This is a genomic window from Amycolatopsis dendrobii, from assembly GCF_014145675.1.
In the GTDB taxonomy this organism is placed as follows: domain Bacteria; phylum Actinomycetota; class Actinomycetes; order Mycobacteriales; family Pseudonocardiaceae; genus Amycolatopsis; species Amycolatopsis dendrobii.
On the sequence record NZ_JACGZW010000001.1, the window covers coordinates 720106 to 737253 of the forward strand.

The 17148-nt window shown below is 70.1% G+C and carries 14 protein-coding genes; 1 reads left to right on the forward strand and 13 read right to left on the reverse strand.

Annotated elements, in window-relative coordinates; translation table 11 throughout:
- Window positions 1-8 precede the first annotated feature (8 nt).
- The 4 genes from H4281_RS03275 to H4281_RS03290 all read right to left on the reverse strand — a co-directional run bounded on the left by H4281_RS03275 (window position 9) and on the right by H4281_RS03290 (window position 6245).
- Entirely contained in the window at window positions 9-1934 is a 1926-nt protein-coding gene (locus H4281_RS03275; RefSeq protein ID WP_182889352.1) for a hydantoinase B/oxoprolinase family protein, read from the reverse strand.
- A gap of 11 nt (window positions 1935-1945) precedes the next feature.
- Window positions 1946-4012 (reverse strand): hydantoinase/oxoprolinase family protein, encoded by a 2067-nt coding sequence (locus H4281_RS03280; protein ID WP_182889353.1) that lies wholly within the window; start codon window positions 4010-4012, stop codon window positions 1946-1948.
- A gap of 92 nt (window positions 4013-4104) precedes the next feature.
- On the reverse strand, window positions 4105-5196 hold the full coding sequence (locus H4281_RS45405) for a LuxR C-terminal-related transcriptional regulator (RefSeq protein WP_182889354.1): 1092 nt from the start codon (window positions 5194-5196) through the stop codon (window positions 4105-4107).
- Window positions 5197-5321: 125 nt separating this feature from the next.
- Window positions 5322-6245, reverse strand: coding sequence for an alpha/beta hydrolase (locus H4281_RS03290; protein WP_182889355.1), 924 nt, complete (start codon window positions 6243-6245; stop codon window positions 5322-5324).
- A 135-nt stretch (window positions 6246-6380) separates the two neighbouring features.
- Here H4281_RS03290 and H4281_RS03295 point away from each other — a divergent pair, with 135 nt between their 5' ends.
- The gene (locus tag H4281_RS03295) at window positions 6381-7253 is read left to right on the forward strand and encodes a helix-turn-helix domain-containing protein (RefSeq protein WP_182889356.1); all 873 of its coding nucleotides are present in this window, start codon (window positions 6381-6383) and stop codon (window positions 7251-7253) included.
- Window positions 7254-7437: 184 nt separating this feature from the next.
- On the opposite strand, the gene H4281_RS03300 is transcribed toward H4281_RS03295, so the two are convergent.
- The 9 genes from H4281_RS03300 to H4281_RS03340 all read right to left on the reverse strand — a co-directional run bounded on the left by H4281_RS03300 (window position 7438) and on the right by H4281_RS03340 (window position 17148).
- Window positions 7438-8229: an SDR family NAD(P)-dependent oxidoreductase gene (locus H4281_RS03300; protein WP_182889357.1), complete on the reverse strand. Its 792-nt coding sequence runs from the start codon at window positions 8227-8229 to the stop codon at window positions 7438-7440.
- A complete protein-coding gene (locus tag H4281_RS03305) occupies window positions 8226-9359 on the reverse strand; it encodes an NDMA-dependent alcohol dehydrogenase (protein WP_182889358.1) in 1134 nt (377 codons plus the stop codon). Before H4281_RS03305 ends, H4281_RS03300 begins: the two co-directional genes overlap by 4 nt.
- A complete protein-coding gene (locus H4281_RS03310) occupies window positions 9356-10216 on the reverse strand; it encodes an alpha/beta hydrolase (protein ID WP_246411397.1) in 861 nt (286 codons plus the stop codon). The genes H4281_RS03305 and H4281_RS03310 overlap by 4 nt, the downstream gene beginning before the upstream one ends.
- Before the next feature lie 2 nt (window positions 10217-10218).
- Complete coding sequence (locus H4281_RS03315; RefSeq protein WP_182889360.1) at window positions 10219-11094, reverse strand: MBL fold metallo-hydrolase; 876 nt, start codon at window positions 11092-11094, stop codon at window positions 10219-10221.
- Between the two features lie 17 nt (window positions 11095-11111).
- Window positions 11112-12233 carry an NDMA-dependent alcohol dehydrogenase gene (locus H4281_RS03320; protein ID WP_182889361.1) on the reverse strand — a complete coding sequence of 374 codons (1122 nt, stop codon included), beginning with the start codon at window positions 12231-12233 and terminating at the stop codon, window positions 11112-11114.
- 240 nt (window positions 12234-12473) lie between these two features.
- On the reverse strand, window positions 12474-13406 hold the full coding sequence (locus H4281_RS03325; protein ID WP_182889362.1) for a LysR family transcriptional regulator: 933 nt from the start codon (window positions 13404-13406) through the stop codon (window positions 12474-12476).
- 12 nt (window positions 13407-13418) lie between these two features.
- Window positions 13419-14771, reverse strand: a complete 1353-nt coding sequence (locus H4281_RS03330; RefSeq protein ID WP_182889363.1) for a phenylacetate--CoA ligase family protein — start codon at window positions 14769-14771, stop codon at window positions 13419-13421.
- A 30-nt stretch (window positions 14772-14801) separates the two neighbouring features.
- Window positions 14802-15950, reverse strand: a complete 1149-nt coding sequence (locus H4281_RS03335) for a CaiB/BaiF CoA transferase family protein (RefSeq protein WP_182889364.1) — start codon at window positions 15948-15950, stop codon at window positions 14802-14804.
- Complete coding sequence (locus tag H4281_RS03340; protein ID WP_182889365.1) at window positions 15940-17148, reverse strand: CaiB/BaiF CoA transferase family protein; 1209 nt, start codon at window positions 17146-17148, stop codon at window positions 15940-15942. Before H4281_RS03340 ends, H4281_RS03335 begins: the two co-directional genes overlap by 11 nt.

The window sequence follows — 17148 nt, forward strand, 5'->3', positions numbered from 1 at the left end:
GGGTGCTCCTATCCCAGGATCCAGTTGACGGGCGTGGCGACCGGCACCGACCAGGCGCCCGCGTCGCGCTGGGCGGCCAGTTCGGCACGGCGCTGCCCGGTCGCGGCTTCGTCGATCCGGCCGTCGCGCACCACGGCGCCGAACGCCTTCGCGGCGAAGTCCTCGCTGTAGAGCCCATCGGCGAGGTCTCGGCCGAGCCGGTCGAGGTCCCGGGCGAGCGGATCGCCCCAGCCGCCGCCTCCTCCGATCACGAAGCGGACCGCGTCGCCCGCTTTGAGCACCAGGCCGGAGAACTTGCCGGTCCGGTACCGCGCGCCCTGGCAGAACCCGCCGTCGTTCGGGTCCGGCCGGCCGTCGGCGTCGAACATGCCGAACAGCGGTTCGGCGCCGCGCAGGTCGAGCGGATCCGCGTGCCGCGCCAGGTCGAAATTCTCGATGTACCAGCCGAATGCGGGCGCACCCGGACCGGCTCCGGCGGCGCCCGGCGCACCGACGCGCACCCGGTCGCAAGTGATCGTGACCATCGTGTCCGACTGCGCGGTGAGCGTGTACACCGAGCCGAGCCCGCCGCGGTACTCGCCGGCTCCGGCGGTGTCGAGCACCATCTCGTGCTGCGCGACGATCAACGGGCTTTCGATCTCGACGTGCTCCTGCACCGAAGTCCGGCAGTTGCCGATCGGCGTGACGCAGAAGGAAATCCCGTCTTCCTTCCACGTTCCGCCCCACCCGCCGCCGGCGAGCGCGAACGCGCCCCACGGCATGCCCTCGTGCCCGGCGCGAGTGTCGATCCCGCCAAGACTGACCACCAGCGCGGTACCGGTGTCGCAGGCGATGGCGCGGTCTCCGACAGCCTGGCTCAGTGCGCTAGCGACGGCGTTGATGCCGCGGGCGCCGATGTCCGCGTGGTTCGAGCAGCTCGACGGCGGCAGCACGCACACCACGCTGCCCTGCGGCAGGAGTGTCTCAATAGGACGGAGGGTGCCGCTGTTGACCGGCGTGCCCGGGTCGACCATCAGCTTGACCGCTTCGATGCAGCGGACCGCCTCGCACCAGGCCGTCCCGCAGTTGCCGAGCGGCTGCCGGCCGGAACCGGAGAAGTCGATCTCCATGCTGTCGCCGCGCACTTTCACCGTCACGCGCACCGGGATTGGTTCGTCGGTGACGCCGTCCTCGTCGAGGAAGTCCTCCACGGTGTAGTCGCCGTCCGGGATGCCCGCGATGCCGCGGCGCATGCTCGCCTCAGTGGCCTCGATCGCGTAGCGACCGGCTTCCTGCACCTTCTCCAGACCGCCGCGCGCGACGAGCGCCTGCAGTTGCCGCTCCCCCACGACCAGGCAGCCGTGCAACGCGCGCAGGTCGCCGAGGACGAGGTGCGGCACCCGGTTGTTCTCCAGGATGAAGTTGAACAACGGCCGCACCGGCACGTCGTTCGCGTACAGCAGCGACGGCGGCAGCTTGATCTGTTCCTCGAACGACGTCTGCGTGCCGTTGGAGAAGCCGCCGGGGATCGGACCGCCGAGGTCGACCAGATGCGAGGTCGAATGCAGCATGAATTCGATCCGGCCGTCCACGAACACCGGCCGGAGCAGGTTGACGTCGGACTGGTGGATGGTGCCGCGCCACGGGTCGTTGACGAAGATGACGTCGCCGGGCTGCAGCGTGTCCAGGTCGAACTCGTCCATCACGAAGTTGACGATGTGCGGCGAGGTGAAGGCGTGCTGCATGCACCCCTCCCACTGCGCGGCGGTTTCCCACCCGTCGCCGCTGCGGACGTGGATGGCGGTGGTGCAGTCAAGGATGTCGCGGCACACCGGGGAGAACGCGCTGCGCATCAGCGCCTCGTTCATCTCGCGGGCGACCTCGATCAGGCCGTAGCGCAGGATGTCCAGCTCGAACTCGGCTGTCCCGGCGGCGGGTTCCGCGGAAAGAGTCATGTCGGTGCTCCTCAGTCCTGGTTCTCGATGATCAGGAGGCGGTCGGGGTCCACACGGGCGCGACGGCCCGGGAGCACGACCGTGGTGGCGAACTTCTCCGAGACGATCGCCGGTCCGTCGACCACCTCGCCCGCGGCGAGCCGTTCGCGGACGTGCACCGGGACGCGCACGGTTTCTCCGGAACCGGGTACGCGCAGATCGCGCTCCCCGAGCAGGGACTCGCCGGTTTCCGCGGCGATGGACGGCACCTTGTTCGGCCTCGGGATCACCGCCGTCACTTCGAGCGTGGAAACGACAACGGGAATCTCGGCCGCGGAGAACCCGTAGGAATCCTGGTAGAACGCGTGGAAGTCGGCGACCACGCCGGGCACGCGCTCCTCGGACATCGGGCCGGGCGCGAGCGGGAGCCGGTTGTCCCAGGTCTGCCCGCGGTACATGGCGAACACCGCGCGGTCGAAGGCCAGCCCGTCCAGTTCCACGCCCTGCGCGGCCAGTTCCTCGGCGAGGCTCCGTTCCATGGCGGCGAATTCCGCTTCGACCGTCTCGGCGTTATCGGCGGTGAGCGGGACCATCAGCGACTGTGCCCGCGTGGTCCGCAGGTCGCTTTGCAACAGCCCCAGCGCGGAGAACTGGCCCGGCGTCGACGGCACGACGACCGTGTCCAGCCCGAGGATCCGCGCGACGCGATCGGCGAGCATCGGGCCAGCCGAACCGAACGGCAGCAACGCGAACTCGCGGACGTCCAGCCCGCGGTAGACCGAGATGGTGCGGATCTTCGCCGCGATGTCCTCGCACGCGATCTGGTAGGCCGCTTCGGCGAGCTCCAGCGCGGAAAGCCCCCACTGTTCGCCGGTCCGGGCCAGCGCGGTGCGCGCGGCCTCGACGTCGAGAGAGATCCGGCCGTTCGCGAACAGGTCCGGTTGCAGCACGCCGAGCAGCAGGCAGGCGTCGGTGAGCGTTGCCTCGGCGCCGCCGCGGCCGTAACAGGCTGGGCCGGGGTTGGAACCCGCCGATTTCGGGCCGACCGCCACCTGCCCGAGCGCGTTCGGGCCGATGATGCTGCCCGCGCCCGAACCGACGCTTTCCACGTCGACCAGCGGCAGGGTGAGCGTCAGGCCGGTTTCCAAGGTCCACAGGTCGGTGAGCGGGGTCTGTGCGTCGACGATCGCCGCGACGTCGGTGCTCGTGCCGCCCACATCCATGGTCAGCAGGTTCCGCTTGCCCGATTCGCGCGCCAGCTGAAGACTGCCGGTCACGCCGCCGACCGGCCCGGACACGAGCTGGAAGACCGGAGCCTTGCCCGCGTCCTGCACGGTCGCGACGCCGCCGTTCGTCGTCATGATCCAGAGCGTGCCGCCGAACCGCCGCTCCTCCAGCGCGACAGTGAGCCGCTGAAGATAGCCGACCACGGCTGGGCCGACGTACGCGTCCAGCGCGACCGTCGTGGTCCGCTCGTGCTCCTTCGTGACCGGATACAAGTCCGAGGTCTGCACGTAGGCGTGCGGAATCTCCTCGGCGAGGATCTCCGCCGCGCGCCGCTCGTGGCCGCGTTCCCGGTAAGAGTTCATGAAGCACACGGCGACCGCCTGGACACCCTGCGCGGCGAACTCGCGGGCCGCTGTGCGGACTGCGTCCTCGTCCAGCGCCAGCAACTCCGTGCCGTCGTAGCCGATGCGCTCCGGGATGCCGATCCGGTCCCGGCGGTGCACGATCGGCCGTTCCTGGTGCGGGCGCAGCCAGGTCGGGTCGTAGAACCGGTCGCCGAACTCGCGGTGCATCCGGCCGATGTCGAGCAGGTCGCGGTGGCCGCGCGTGGCCAGCAGCGCGGTCTTCGCGCCCGCCCGGCTCAGCAGCGCGTTGATGCCGACGGTGTGCCCGTGCACGATCTCCGCGACCTCGGCCGGTTCGACGCCGATCGCGGCGAGCGCCTCGAGGACGCCGTGCTCCTGTTCCTTGGTGGACAGCACTTTGCCGTCCCGGATTTCCCCGGTGGCGCGGTCAAGGCCGATGATGTCGGTGAAGGTCCCGCCGACGTCGATGCCGACCAGCCAGCCTGCCGAGCCTCGTTGCTCAGTCACCTCTTGCCTCCACGGGTCGTGGTGTGTGAGGTGATTCTGTGCGCGGTGCGACCGCGGTCACATCGGCCAAGGGTCCGAGACGGAATGGGACCTTAGGACAGTCCCCCGCCGCGCAGCCAGAGCGCGATCGCCTCCGTCCGGCTGGCCACGCCGAGCTTGCGCAGGATCTGCGTGACGTGAGACTTCGCGGTGCGCTCGGTGATCGCCAGCTCGCGCGCGATGTGCCGGTTGGACCGTCCGGCCGCGAGCAGCTCCATCACCTCGTTTTCCCTTGCGGTCAACGGGATCCGCGGGCTCGGTGCGGGCGGCGCGGCCGGTGCGGGCAGGGCCGCCGGACGCGTCATCAGGCCGTCCGCGGTGTCGCGCAGGAACGCCAGGCCCTCCAGCATCGTGAGGCGGCCGAGCGAATGGCTCAACGCCTCGGCCATCAGCGTGAGCAGGGCACGGTCGGTCTCGTCGACGTCGCGGCCCTGGTGGTAGCGATCCCCGTGCAGCAGGCCGACCACCTCGCCGTGCACCGTCAGCGGCGCGATTCCGTACGAAGTGGACTTCGTGACGCGGATCAGGTCGCGGTCCACCCGCTGGCTGTGCTGTGTGTCGAAAATCAGCCGGGTTTCGCCCCGGTCGACCACGTCGGCCTCGATCAGCCCGCCGCGCAACTCGGGCGGCGACGCTTTCCCGACGGCGACGATCTCGTCCGCCCACCGGGGCTCGTGCACCACGCACATCGTGTGCAGCCGCCACACGGAATCCACCACGCGGGAGGCCAGGACCCGGTCGAACCCCAGCCGGCAACCCGCTTCGGGGACCCGGCCGAGGAATTCGTCGACCGTTTTCGCCTCCCGGACCGACGCCAGCGAAGCGGCCACCCGGCGCAGCAACACGTGCCGGTCGGCAAGGCGTGCTTCCGCGAGTTCGGCCTCGGCCGCGCGGATCCGGCCGAGCAGTTCGGCAAGTTCGCGCCGCCGCGCACCGGGGATCTCCGTTTCGTCGGCGGCGTGCAGGGTTTCGGCCAGCACCGCGTTCCACAGCCGCCCGAGCACACTCGCCGCCTCGTCGGCCCACGGGCCGTCGAGCCGCGGCACCGGCACGTCGAGCCCCAGTGCGGCCCCGACGTCCACGCACAGGTCCCGGTACCGCGCGCCCAGCCCGGCGGCCCCCGAGACGGTGTTCTCCACGTCCATCGGCCACCTCTGGTACTTCCGAGGCACGGCGTCCTCGCCGTGTTCATGCACAATATATGCGCCACCGGAGGTGGATTCAAACGCGGCCGGGAGGGCCCGCCGGGATCGCCTGCGGGCCCTCCCGGTCACTCCGCCGCGGTCGCGGCGAGATTTTCCCGGAAGAACGGAACCGCTTCGGCCACCGCGCGGTCCACGTACTCCGGCACGTCGTAGAAGTCCATGTGCGTCCCGCCCTCGACCACGACGAGCTTCTTCGGGCCGCGCACCCGGCCGTGCAGTTCGGTGGACATCCACAGCGAACCGGCCTCGCTGCCCGCGACGATCAGGGCCGGCTGCGTGAGCAGGTCCTCCACCAGGTGGAACGCGTCGAAGGTGAAGATCCGCGACACGCTCTTGGTGAACAGGAACTTGTTCTTCGCGTTCGGGTGCTGGGCGCGCGGGGTCAGGTAGTAGTCGTTCGCCTCGACCAGGTCGCGCGGGGTGTCCTCGTCCGGTTCGGCGGGCACATACGGCAGGTACGCCGCGTCGGCGCCGTTCGACTCGGCGGTGCGCTGCTGCGCCAGCGCTCGGAGCGTCGGCACGGCGGCCGCGTCGGAGTCCGTGCCGTACCAGCCGCGCCGGAACGAGGTGCCGATGTTCACCGCACTGATCGTGGTCAGGGCCTTGATCCGGTAGTCGGTCAGCGCCGCGTTCACCAGGTAGCCGCCGCCCGCGCAGACGCCGAGGCCGCCGATCCGCTCGGCATCGACATAACCGAGGGTCTGTAGGTAGTCCACTGCCGCGCGCACGTCCTCGACCCGCGCGGCCGGGTCCTCCAGGTGGTGCGGCTCGCCGCCGCTGTCGCCCTGGAAGGACGCGTCGAACGCGAGCGCGACGAACCCTTGCTCGGCCAGCTTGCCCGCGTACAGCCCCGCGGTCTGCTCCTTCACGCCGCCGCCGGGGTGCACGGCCACGACCGCCGGGTAGCTGCCGTTCGGGTCGAAGCCCTCAGGCAAGTACAGGTTGCCCGCCATGGCGATCGAGCCGTTGGGGAAGGTCACCGTCTGCATCGCAGTCACTCCTTTGAGAAGTTCTGAAGTCCTGCGACCCACTCTGGAGCGGTCCGCGCGGCCGTGGCAGATGCCGTCTATCGGGGGTACCGGCAGCCCCTCCTTCCCGGCGCGGAACCCGTTTACCCTCGAGACATGGCGATCGCGAACGACCTCCGGGACTTCCTGATGACCCGGCGCGCGAAGGTCACTCCGGAACAGGCCGGGCTGATCGCGGGCGGACGGCGGCGGGTGAGCGGTCTGCGCCGTGAGGAAGTCGCGCGGCTGGCCGGGGTCAGCACCGAGTACTACGTGCAGATCGAACGCGGCCGCGTGTCCGGTGTTTCCGACGAAGTCCTGCACGCCATCGCCACCGCGCTGCAGCTGGACGACACCGAGACCACGCACCTGTTCGACCTCGCCCGTGCCGCCGGGAAGCGCGCCGGACCGGGCCGCACGGTCCGCCATCCGGTCCCCGAAGGCGTCCAGGCCCTGCTCGACTCGATGGTCAACGCCCCCGCGATCGTCCAGAACGGACACCTCGACCTCGTCGCGGCCAACGCGCTCGGCCGTGCGCTGTACGCCCCCGTCTACGAACACACCCCGCCTAACCTCGCGCGGTTCATCTTCCTCGACGGCCACGCCGAAGAAATCTTTCCGAACTGGGCGAAGGCAGCCGACGACGCGGTCGCGCTGCTGCACGTCGAAGCCGCCCGGTCGCCGTATGCGAAGGCGGTCACGAGCCTGATCGGCGATCTCGCGACCCGCAGCGAGGCGTTCCGCACCCGATGGGCGGCCCACGACGTCAAAGCCCACCAGCGCGGCACGAAACGCTTCTGCCACCCGGTCGTCGGCGAGCTGACTTTGCGCTTCGAAGGCCTGGCGGTCACCAGCGCGCCGGGGCTCACGATGATCGGCTACACCGCGGAGGCGGGATCGGCTTCGGCGGAGGCGCTGCGGTTGCTGTCGAGCTGGATCACCGCGCCCGAATCGGAGACCCACCTCGACAGCAACCGGCTGGGCGGCTGACGCGGCGGGCGAAGCGGCGCGGTGATGTCCGTTGACCGAGGTCTGTGAGGGGACCCCCGGCTCGTGCCGTCGGCTGGACTCGCCGAACTCTCGACCTGAGCAGGGGTGCCTGACCGCTCCTTGCGAGCCGCCTTAACGCACAGGCACCACCGCCGTGCGCGTCCGGCAGCGGCACGCGGGCTCCTCAGTGGACGGTGAGTCCGCCGGTCGGGCTGGCGACCAGGCCGGTGAGGTACTGGGACGCGCCGGAAGCCAGAAACGCGACGACGTCGCCGATGTCTTCCGGGGCCGCGACGCCCAGCGGGCTGCGTTCGAGGATTTTCTCGTACTGCCTGCGGTGCCGGTCGCTCACCGCGTCTTCCGACTCGAAGGCGGCAGTCCACGATGGAGAGTCGCGGACCACGGTGACGCAGACGCAGTTCACCCGGATCCGGTCGGGCGCAAGCTCTTTCGACAGCACCTTGCTCGCCATGATCAGGCCGCCGGAGAAGGTCGCGATGGCGGTCTGGCCGGGAGTCGGGACCCGGCCGCCCTCAGACGTCACGAAGACGACGCTTCCGCCGCCGCGCGCCCGAAGGTAAGGCAGGGCCGCCTGCACGACGTTGAGCTTCGCCGCGACAGCCGAACCGATGAACCCCGTCACGCGCGCCAGGTCGATCTCCGCGAACGGCCCGCGCACCGCGGTAGTGCGGGCCTCGTCGTCGTTGCCGCCCGCACTGGGCACGACGATGTCGATGCCGCCGAACCGCTCCGCCGTTTCCGCGGCCACCGCGGCCATGTCCTTGGCGGACCGGACGTCTCCTGCCACGAAATGCCCTTTGCCGCCCAATTCGGCCAGCGCGGCTTCGGCTTTGCGTTCGTCCCGGCCGTTCAGCACCACCGTCGCCCCGGCGGCGGCCAAACGACGCGCCGCGCCCAGGCCGATCCCGCCGGTGCCGCCGGTGATCAGGGCGACTTTTCCGGCCGATGCGGTCATCGGGATCCTCCGTGCCGGTCCGCGAAACTCACCACGCCCCGGATGTTCAGCCCGGCGTGCAGGTCCGCGTACGCCTCGTTGACCTGTTCGAGGTCGTAGGTCCGGGTGATCAGCTCTTCCAGTTTCAGCGAGCCGTTCCGGTAGAGATCCAACATGAGCGGGATTTCCCGGGCCGGGCCGCCCATTCCGTAGAGCGCGCCCTGAATCCGCTTTTCCGACATGGTGAATTCGAGCAGCGGCACCGGAATCCCGGCGAGGTCGTGCTTCGCCGCGCTGGTCACCACGAGCGTGCCGCCCTTGCGGATCGCCGCGTGTCCCTGCGCGAGGTGGTCGGCGGCGAGCACGCCGACGCACACGATCGCCGCGTCCGCGCCTTGGCCGTTGGTCAGCGAACGGGCTCGTTCGGTTGCCTCGGCCATGTCCGCGAACGCCTCCGTAGCCCCGAGTTTCACCGCGAGTTCGCGCTTCATCGCCACCGGGTCGACGGCGAGGACGTGCTCGGCCCCGACGTAGCGCGCGCCCTGTACCGCGTTCATTCCGATGCCGCCGGCGCCCATCACGATCACCACGTCCCCGGGATCGATCCCGGCCGCGCGCACCGCGGAGCCCCAGCCGGTCGGGACTGCGCACCCGACGATCGCGGCGACCTCGAACGGGACGTCGCGGCGGATCGGCGTCGCGGAGACTTCGGGGATGACCGTCCACTCGGAAAACGTGGAGATGCACGCGTTCTGCGCGACGCCGCGACCGTCGGCGTGCATCCGGAACGTGCCGTCGAGTTGGGTGCCGACGGTGATCAGCGCCCCGTTGTCGCACAGGTTCTGCCGACCGGCCACGCACATCCGGCAGTGCCCGCACGCCGGGATGAACGACGTGACGATGTGGTCGCCCGGCGCGACCCGGGTGACGCCCGGCCCGACTTCGCGGACGATGCCGGCTCCCTCGTGGCCGCCGCAGGCCGGATAAGAGTGGAACGGGATGTCGCCCTGGGCGAAGTGGTCGTCGGAGTGGCACAGACCGGACGCCATCACCTGCACGAGGACTTCGCCCGCCTTGGGCGGATCCAGGTCCACTTCGCGCACGTCCCAGGCGCCCGGCGTCTCCCACAGCAGCGCGGCGGTTGTTTTCATGAAGCACCTCCGGGGTAGCAGGCACGCAGGAAACTCCGGTACGCGTCGGTCATACCGCTGCTGTGCGATTCGGCCGGGATCAGGGCGGTGCTGACTCGCAGACCTGGCAGCGGGCGCTCGGTCACCACGTCGAGGAAGCGCAGGAACTCGAGCGCCAGGTGCCGGTAGAACTTGCTCGGGCCGAGCATTTCGTACGCGTTGACGGTCAGGTGCAGGAACGTTTCCCGGGGCAGCCGGTCGAGGTTTTCGTAGCGTTCGTAGATCCGGCTGTCCGGCACGACGATTCCGGGGCTGCTGGCGCCGAACCGGGTGAAGAGGGCGGAACCCGAGGTCAAGGCGAACAGGGTGAACAGGCCGCCGTAGGAGTAGCCGAACAACCCGACGTCGTCGGCACGGAACCGATAGCGGGACTTGATCTCCGGATGCAGTTCGGTCTCCAGGAAGGCGAGGAAGTTGTCCGCGCGAGCGTTCTTCTGCTGAGCGAAGAACTCGTCGCACACCGACTCCGGCGCCGCGCCCGAGTCCACGCCGAGCCGACCACGGATGTGCGCACGCATGAAGTCCGGCACGCCCTCGCCTGGAGGAACCAGGTCGCGGTTGCGCAAGACCAGCTGGTTCGGTGCGTCTGCCGCGACATAGCCGACGTTCACCTGGACGTACGGCTCGACCGGGGACGCCTGCTGCCGGTCGGTGAGTGCGCCGCGCAGGCCGTCGGTGAGCGGCCCGACGATATTGCCGTCCGTGGCGTATACCAGCGGCCAATCTCCGCCGCGGTCGTAACCGCGGGGGAGGAAGACACTCACTGCGAACCTGGCGCCGACCGCGACCGAGTCGATCTCGAAGTACTCGGCGGGCATCGTCACGACGCCCCCTGGGACGCGAGCGAGGTCCACGTCCGGCGGGAGCGGCCGCGCACCACCCGGCCGAACGCTGATCCGGTGAGATGGCATTGCGCGGCAACGGTGTTCGGATCGCCCTCCAGTTCGCCCATGATCCGGGCGCGAGTCTTCTTGCCCAGTTCGGCGTCCACTTCGAAGGCCAGCGCGACCTCGTTGTCGGTGAGTTGCGCCGGACAGTGCAGGACGTCGCCGAGGATCAGCGCGCGGTCCGGTCCGGACGAGACCACCAGCGAGCAGTGCCCCGGCGTGTGTCCGGGTGTCGCGACGACCGAGACGCCGGGCGCGATCACGGTGCCGTCCGCGACCGCGTCGACCCGGCCTTCCAGCGGAGCCAGCACGCCGTGCGGGTCGGGACCGACCGCGGCCAGCGGATGGTCGCCGAGGGACTGCCAGTACTCGACTTCGCCTTCGCCGGCGAGGTGCCGGGCGTTGCCGAAGGTGAGGACGTCGTTCCGCGCGGTCCAGCCGACGTGGTCGATGTGCAGGTGCGTGAAGAAAACCGTGTCGATGTCCTCGGGAGCCAAGCCTTCCTCGCGGAGGCTCGTGAGCAGCCGGCCGGACCGGAACTCGCCGTCGGCGGCAGGGAAGGCGACGGTGCGATCGCCGAAACCGAGGTCGACGAGAATCTTGCGGTCGCCGGTGCGGATGAGGAAGGTGCCCAGCGACAGCACGAGTTTGCCGTCGGCGCCGAACAGTTCCGGGTGTGCGCTCCAGAGTTCGGGGGTGCCTGCCGGGAACAGCGCGGCCGCGGAGACGCTGGCCTCGCCGTCGGGCAGATAGCTGATGCTGATGTCGCCGACGGAGACCGTTTCCCGGGGCGATGCTTGTGCGGACATCGTTGTCCTTCCTGCGGTCAGGAGTCGTGGCGGACGACGCCGCGGATGTTGCGGCCCGCTTTCAGGTCGTCGAACCCGGCGGCGATGTCGTCAAGGGCGTACCGGGCGGTGATCAGTTCGTCGAGCTTCAACGCGCCCTGGCGGTACATCTCGAGCTGGGCCGGGATGTCCGCGGTCGGCGAGCTCGCGCCGAACAGCGAACCTTGCAGGCGCTTTTGGTAGAGGACCAGCTCGTGCAGGTTGAAGTCGCCGTCGCGGACGAAGCTCTCCCCCAGCCCGACCACGACGCACGTGCCCGCCTTGCGGACCGCTTCGAGTCCCTGGCCGAGGTGCCGCCCGGTCACGACACCGACGGTCACGATCGCCGCATCGGCGCCCTGCCCGTTGGTCATCGAGCGCGCCAGCTCGGTGGCCTCGGCCATGTCCGCGACCGCGTGGGTCGCGCCGAGCTTCAGCGCGGATTCCCGTTTGAACGCAACGGGATCGACCGCGATCACCGCGGCCGCTCCGGCGTGCGCGGCGCCCTGGACGGCGTTGATGCCGATGCCGCCGATGCCCATCACGATCACGACGTGCCCGGGCCGGACAGCAGCCGAGTTGACCGCCGCGCCCCATCCGGTGCCGACGCCGCAGCCGGTCAGGCACGCGACGTCGAGCGGGATGTCCGAGTCGATCTTGATCACCGACGCGGTGGAGACGGTGGTGTGCTCGCAGTAGGTCGAGAGGCCGGCCATCTGGCCGACCGGCTGCCCGTCGAGCGACAGCCGGAACGACGTCGGATCGCCCGGGCGCGCGCCGGTGCCGAGCGAGGCGCCGAGGTCGCAGAGGTTCTGCAGGCCGCGGGCGCAGAACCGGCACCGGCCGCAGACCGGGAGGAACGAGAACACGACGTGGTCGCCCTCGGCGAATCCCGGCGTGCCGGGCCCGACCGCCTCGACGATGCCGGCGCCTTCGTGCCCGCCCGCGAACGGAAGGATCGGCGGGATCTGGTCGCCGGTGGCGAAGTGGTCGTCGGAGTGGCACAGGCCGCTCGCGACCATCCGCACCCGCAGCTCGCCCGGCCGCGGGTCCTCGACTTCCAGTTCGACGACCTCGTACCGGCCGGGTGTTTCCCGCAGCACCGCTGCGCGGGTCAGCACCCGACCACCGCACCCCGCTGTGCGTCCATCGTTTTCGGCCTCCTTCTTTCCGGCAGCACAAAACAGCACTCGTGAGCGCTGTGAAATGCAAAGTCAACGGATTTCTCGCTGCGGTTTCGATGTTAGGCAGGTCGTCCGGCGAGAATCAATTCGGAATCTCCGAAGCGGCATTTCGAGGAACGGAAACCCAGACCGTCGGCGACTCCGGCCCGACAGCCGCGCGCCAAGGCAGGCGAGCTGTCACGAGACCGGGGGCTCGTCCACCGGCCGGTCCAGCAACTGCTCGATCAGCGCCCGGCACGCCGGACCCGGACGGCGGCCCGCGGCGGTGGCGAGGTGAATCTTCCGCTCCGCCCACGGTTCGGCGAGTTCGACCACCGCGACCCGGTCGAGGAACTCCCGCGGCACCATGCACTCCGGCTGTGCCGCGACCCCGAGCCCGGCCTGGACCAGGCTCAGCGCGACCTCTCCGCTGCGCACGCTGAACGCGGGCTCGAACTCCTCGCCCAGCCGGCGCGCCGCGGCCCGGAACGCGCCCGCCATCGGACCCACCGCGATCAGGGGCTCCGGCAGCAGCTCCGCGAACGTCACGCTCAGCCGGTCGGCGAACCGGTGCCCGCGCGGCAAGGCCACCACGATCCGGTCGCGGCGGTACGGCGTGACGTCCACGCCGGTCAGGTCGAGCTCGTGCGCGGCGGCGAACACGCCGAGGTCCGCTTCGCCGCGCGCGATCTCGTGCAGGATTTCCTTGTTTTCGATTTCGTGGACGATCAACCGGACTTGCGGATATTGCCGGTAGAATTCACCGAGTTCCCGGGCGAGAAACGGCGCGAAGATCGACCGGGCCGACGCGATCGTCAGATCTCCCTGCATTCCCTCGGTGAACGCCGCGATTTCCGACCGGATGTCCTCGAGGCTGCCGAAGATCTTGCGCACGTGCCGCGCCAGCACCGCGCCCGCGGGAGTCGGCGCCACGCCGCGCGGGCCGCGGTCCAGCAGTTCGATGCCGGCGATGGCCTCCAGATCGTGGATCCGTTTCGTCGCCGTCGACGCCGAGACGTTCTCCCGGATCGCGGCCAGCCCGATCTGCTTCTCCTCGACCGCGGACAGGAACAGCCGCAGGGTCAGGAGGTCGACCTGCCGGATCAGGTGCAGCCTGTTGAACGCGCTCACGCATAACCTCTATCACGTCGCCTGCGCGGGCACCCGTTCCACGAGGTTGACTTTCACGTGGTCAGGACGTTTCAAAGTGCCGTCCGGGACCAGCGTGACGGCTGTTTTCACGTTGAGCGCGGACCGGATGCGGCTTTCCAGGGACGTCCGGAGATCAGCCTGTTTCTCCGGGGCCAGCCCGGCCGCGTGCTCCACCACGAGCGGCAGCGGCCGCTGCGTCGAATGCCCCTCGAAGTCCGCGCGGATCCGCATCTCCCCGGTGGTGACCGGGGCCAGCTCCGCCACCAATTGCTTGATCGCCGACGGGAACACGTTGATCCCCCGCACGATCAGCATGTCGTCGGTCCGGCCGATGCACCGCACCGTGTACCCGGTCCGCCCGCACGCGCAGTCCGTGCCGGTGACGATCACGTGGTCCCGCGTCCGGAACCGCACCAGCGGCGAGGCCTGCCGCCGCAGCGCGGTGTACACCAGCTCGCCCTGGGCGCCCTCCGCCGGAGCGATCTGCTCGCCGGTGTCCGGGTCGATCAGCTCGGCGACCATCAGGTCCGGCGACAGGAAGTGCATCCCGTTCGCGGCCTCGCATTCGCCCCAGTACGTGCACGCGATGTCGGTGCCGCCGAGCATCTCCCGCGAGGTCGCGCCCCACAGCGATTCCAGCTTCTCGCGCACCGCGGGCAGCCCGCCGCCGGGTTCGCCGCCGACGCTGATCGCGCGAACACCCAGGTCGCGGGCGTCCAGGCCGACGATCGACGGGGCCTGCTCGGCGAGATAGGCAAGGAAGTACGGCGTCCCGATGAGCGCGTTCGGCCGCTGGTCCGCTTGCACCCGCAGGAGCCGCTCCGCGCCCGCCTCGGCGCCGATCGGGATGTCGACGATTCCCATGTGCTGCAGGATCTGCACCACCGGCAGCCCGCCGACGAATCCCTTGCTCATGCCGAACGCGTGCAGCAGCCGGTCGCCCGGCCGGAACCCGTTCGCGTACAGGGCCCGCGCGCCCAGTTCGCACCACGTTGCGATGTCGCCGCGGGTCAGCCCGACGTAGGACGGGCTGCCCGTGGTCCCCGAGGAGGCCTGGATCTGCACGATCTCGTCCGGGTTCGCCGCCGCGTGCGCGCCCAGCGGCGGTGCCGCGGCCAGGCTCTCGCGCAACTCCTGCTTCTCCGTGAACGGCAATCCGGCCAGGTCCTCGACCGTCCGCACCTTCGCCAGGTCGATCCCCGCGAACTTCTCCTGATAGAAGACACTGTTCGCGGCCACGTACGCCAACTGCTCCCGCAACCGGTCCTCTTGAACCGCCCGGGCGTCGCTCGCCGGCGCGGACTCGATCGCGCTCCACTGCTTTTCCGAATACGGCGCAGCCATGACACTTTCCACTTCTGTCCGGGGACGGGGTCAGGCCCGGGTCGGGAGCACCGAGCCGAGCAGGTCGTTGTCCGCGCCGATCGGGCGGACCGCGGGCAGCGGCGGCGGGCGCCTGCCGTCGAACGAGAGCGGCAGCCCGACCACGCCGATCTCGCCCTCGTCGGCGGAACCGATGATGCCGAGTTCCCGGGTCTGCTCGTGGCCGACCAGCTCCGGGGTCGTCTGCACCGGCGCGCACGGGATCCCGGCCGCCTGCAGCCGGTCCTGCCACTGGGCGCGAGTGCCGGTCGCGATCCGCTCGCCGATCAGCCGGTCGATTTCGGCGCGGTTCTCCAGCCGCGCGGCATTCGCCGCGAACCTCGGGTCGTCCGCCCATTCCGGGTGTCCAAGCGCGGCGGACAGCCGGGCGAACAGCGCGTCGTTGGCGCAGCTGATGATCAGCGCGCCGTCCGAAGCCGCGAACGCGCGGTGCGGGACGATGAACGCCACGCCGGAACCGTGCCTGCTGCCGGGGTAGCCGTCGGCCGCGTAGCCGGCGATGCCGACCGAGTTCCACGCGATCGCCGTCTCGAGCAGCGACGCGTCCACCGCGGCCCCGGTGTGCTTCACGTGGCGCCGATTCAAAGCCGCGAGGATGCCGATCACCGCCCACATCCCGGTGCCGAAGTCCACAATGGACACCCCGGCACGCACCGGCCCGCCGTCGTGTTCGCCGGTGATGTCCATGATCCCGGAGAACGCCTGCATCAGCGGGTCGTAACCGGGCAGTTCGCGCAGCGGCCCGGCCTTGCCGAACGCGCCGATCTCGCAGTGCACCAGCTCCGGTTTGGTCACCCGCAGGTTGTCCGCGTCGAGGCCGTACTTCGCCGCGCTGCCGGGCCGCAGGTTGTGCAGGAAGACGTCGGCTCGCTCAGCGATGAGCCGGTGCAGCGTCGCCAGCTGCTCGCGGTCTTTGATGTCGAGGCTGAGGTAGCGGCGGCCGCGGTTGAGCGCGTGGAACGCGGCCCCGTCGCCTTTCCACTGGCTCGGCCCCCAGCCGCGCGCGGAGTCGCCGGTCGGCCGCTCCACCTTCCACACCTCGGCGCCGAGTTCGGCCAGGATCTTGCCCGCGAACGGCGCCGACGCGCTGTCGCTCAGCTCCACCACGACGATCCCGCTCAGGGGCAGCTCACGCGTCATCGCGCACTCCAATCCCGGCAGCGCCCGAAGCGACCAGCGCACCGATCTCGTCCTCGCCGAACCCGAATTCCCCCAGCAGCTCCGCCGAATGCTCGCCCAGCCGAGGCGCGGGGCGCCGCAGCTCAGGAGAGCTTTCGCTCCACTGCTGCGGAATGCCGATGGTGCGCAGCCGTCCCTCCGACGGATGGTCCTGTTCGGCGAAGAACCCGATGTCGCTCATGTGCGGATCGCTCAGCAGCGTCTCCGGCGTGTTCATCCGGATGACCGGGATGTCCGCCTCGGCGAGCACCTTCAGCCACTCGTCGGTGGACCGGGTGGCGAACACCTCGGCCAGGAACGCGTACAGCTCGCCGATGTTCTCCGTCCGGCCGTGGATGTCGGCGAACCTCGGGTCCCGCGCCAGGTCCGCCCGGCCGACCGCGGCGAAGAACCGCTGCCAGTGCCGGGTGGTGTAGATGTTGACGCCCAGGTAGCCGTCCAGGGTCCGGTACGGGCGGCGGTCCGCGTTCAGCATCCGCGCGTAGCCCCACTCCCCGATCGGCGGTACGAAGGTGTGCCCGTAGAGGTGGTCGCCCATCGCGAAATGCGCGAACGTCTCGAACATCGGCACCTGTACCTCCTGCCCGTGCCCGGTGCGTTCCCGGTAGTACAACGCGGCGGCGACCGCCGACGAGGCCGCCATGCCGACCACGCGGTCCGCGATCGCGGTCGCGACGTACGCGGGTTCGCCCTGTCCGCGGCTCTGCAGCACCGGCATCCCGACCGCCGCCTGGATCAGGTCGTCGTAAGCCGGTTTGTCCGCGTAGGGACCGTTCTGGCCGAACCCGAAGCAGCCGCAGTACACCAGCCGCGGATTGATCTCGCGCACGTCCGCATAGGACAGTCCGAGCCGCCGCATCGCCGCCGGGCGCAGACTGTGCAGCAGCACGTCGGCCGAGCGCAGCATGCGGACGAGCGCGTCCCGGCCGTCCGGATGCTTCAGATCGAGCACGAGGCTGCGTTTGTTCCGGTTGAGGTGCAGGAAAATCGCGGCCATCCCGGGATTTCGCCGGGGGCCGACGCCGCGGGTGGTGTCGCCTTCGGGGGACTCCACCTTCGCGACGTCGGCACCGAGATCCGCGAGCAACAGGGACGCGTACGGCCCCATGAAGTTCGAGGTCAGGTCCAGGATCCGCACCCCGTCGAGCGGGCCTGCCAT

Excerpts from the sequence above, each read along its gene's own strand:
- H4281_RS03315 (WP_182889360.1), bottom strand. The coding sequence starts at position 11,094 with ATGTCCGCACAAGCATCGCCCCGGGAAACGGTCTCCGTCGGCGACATC.
- H4281_RS03335 (WP_182889364.1), bottom strand. The coding sequence starts at position 15,950 with ATGACGCGTGAGCTGCCCCTGAGCGGGATCGTCGTGGTGGAGCTGAGC.
- H4281_RS03290 (WP_182889355.1), bottom strand. The coding sequence starts at position 6,245 with ATGCAGACGGTGACCTTCCCCAACGGCTCGATCGCCATGGCGGGCAAC.
- H4281_RS03295 (WP_182889356.1), top strand. The coding sequence starts at position 6,381 with ATGGCGATCGCGAACGACCTCCGGGACTTCCTGATGACCCGGCGCGCG.
- H4281_RS03300 (WP_182889357.1), bottom strand. The coding sequence starts at position 8,229 with ATGACCGCATCGGCCGGAAAAGTCGCCCTGATCACCGGCGGCACCGGC.
- H4281_RS03310 (WP_246411397.1), bottom strand. The coding sequence starts at position 10,216 with ATGCCCGCCGAGTACTTCGAGATCGACTCGGTCGCGGTCGGCGCCAGG.
- H4281_RS03340 (WP_182889365.1), bottom strand. The coding sequence starts at position 17,148 with ATGGCAGGCCCGCTCGACGGGGTGCGGATCCTGGACCTGACCTCGAAC.
- H4281_RS03330 (WP_182889363.1), bottom strand. The coding sequence starts at position 14,771 with ATGGCTGCGCCGTATTCGGAAAAGCAGTGGAGCGCGATCGAGTCCGCG.
- H4281_RS03275 (WP_182889352.1), bottom strand. The coding sequence starts at position 1,934 with ATGACTCTTTCCGCGGAACCCGCCGCCGGGACAGCCGAGTTCGAGCTG.
- H4281_RS45405 (WP_182889354.1), bottom strand. The coding sequence starts at position 5,196 with ATGGACGTGGAGAACACCGTCTCGGGGGCCGCCGGGCTGGGCGCGCGG.
- H4281_RS03305 (WP_182889358.1), bottom strand. The coding sequence starts at position 9,359 with ATGAAAACAACCGCCGCGCTGCTGTGGGAGACGCCGGGCGCCTGGGAC.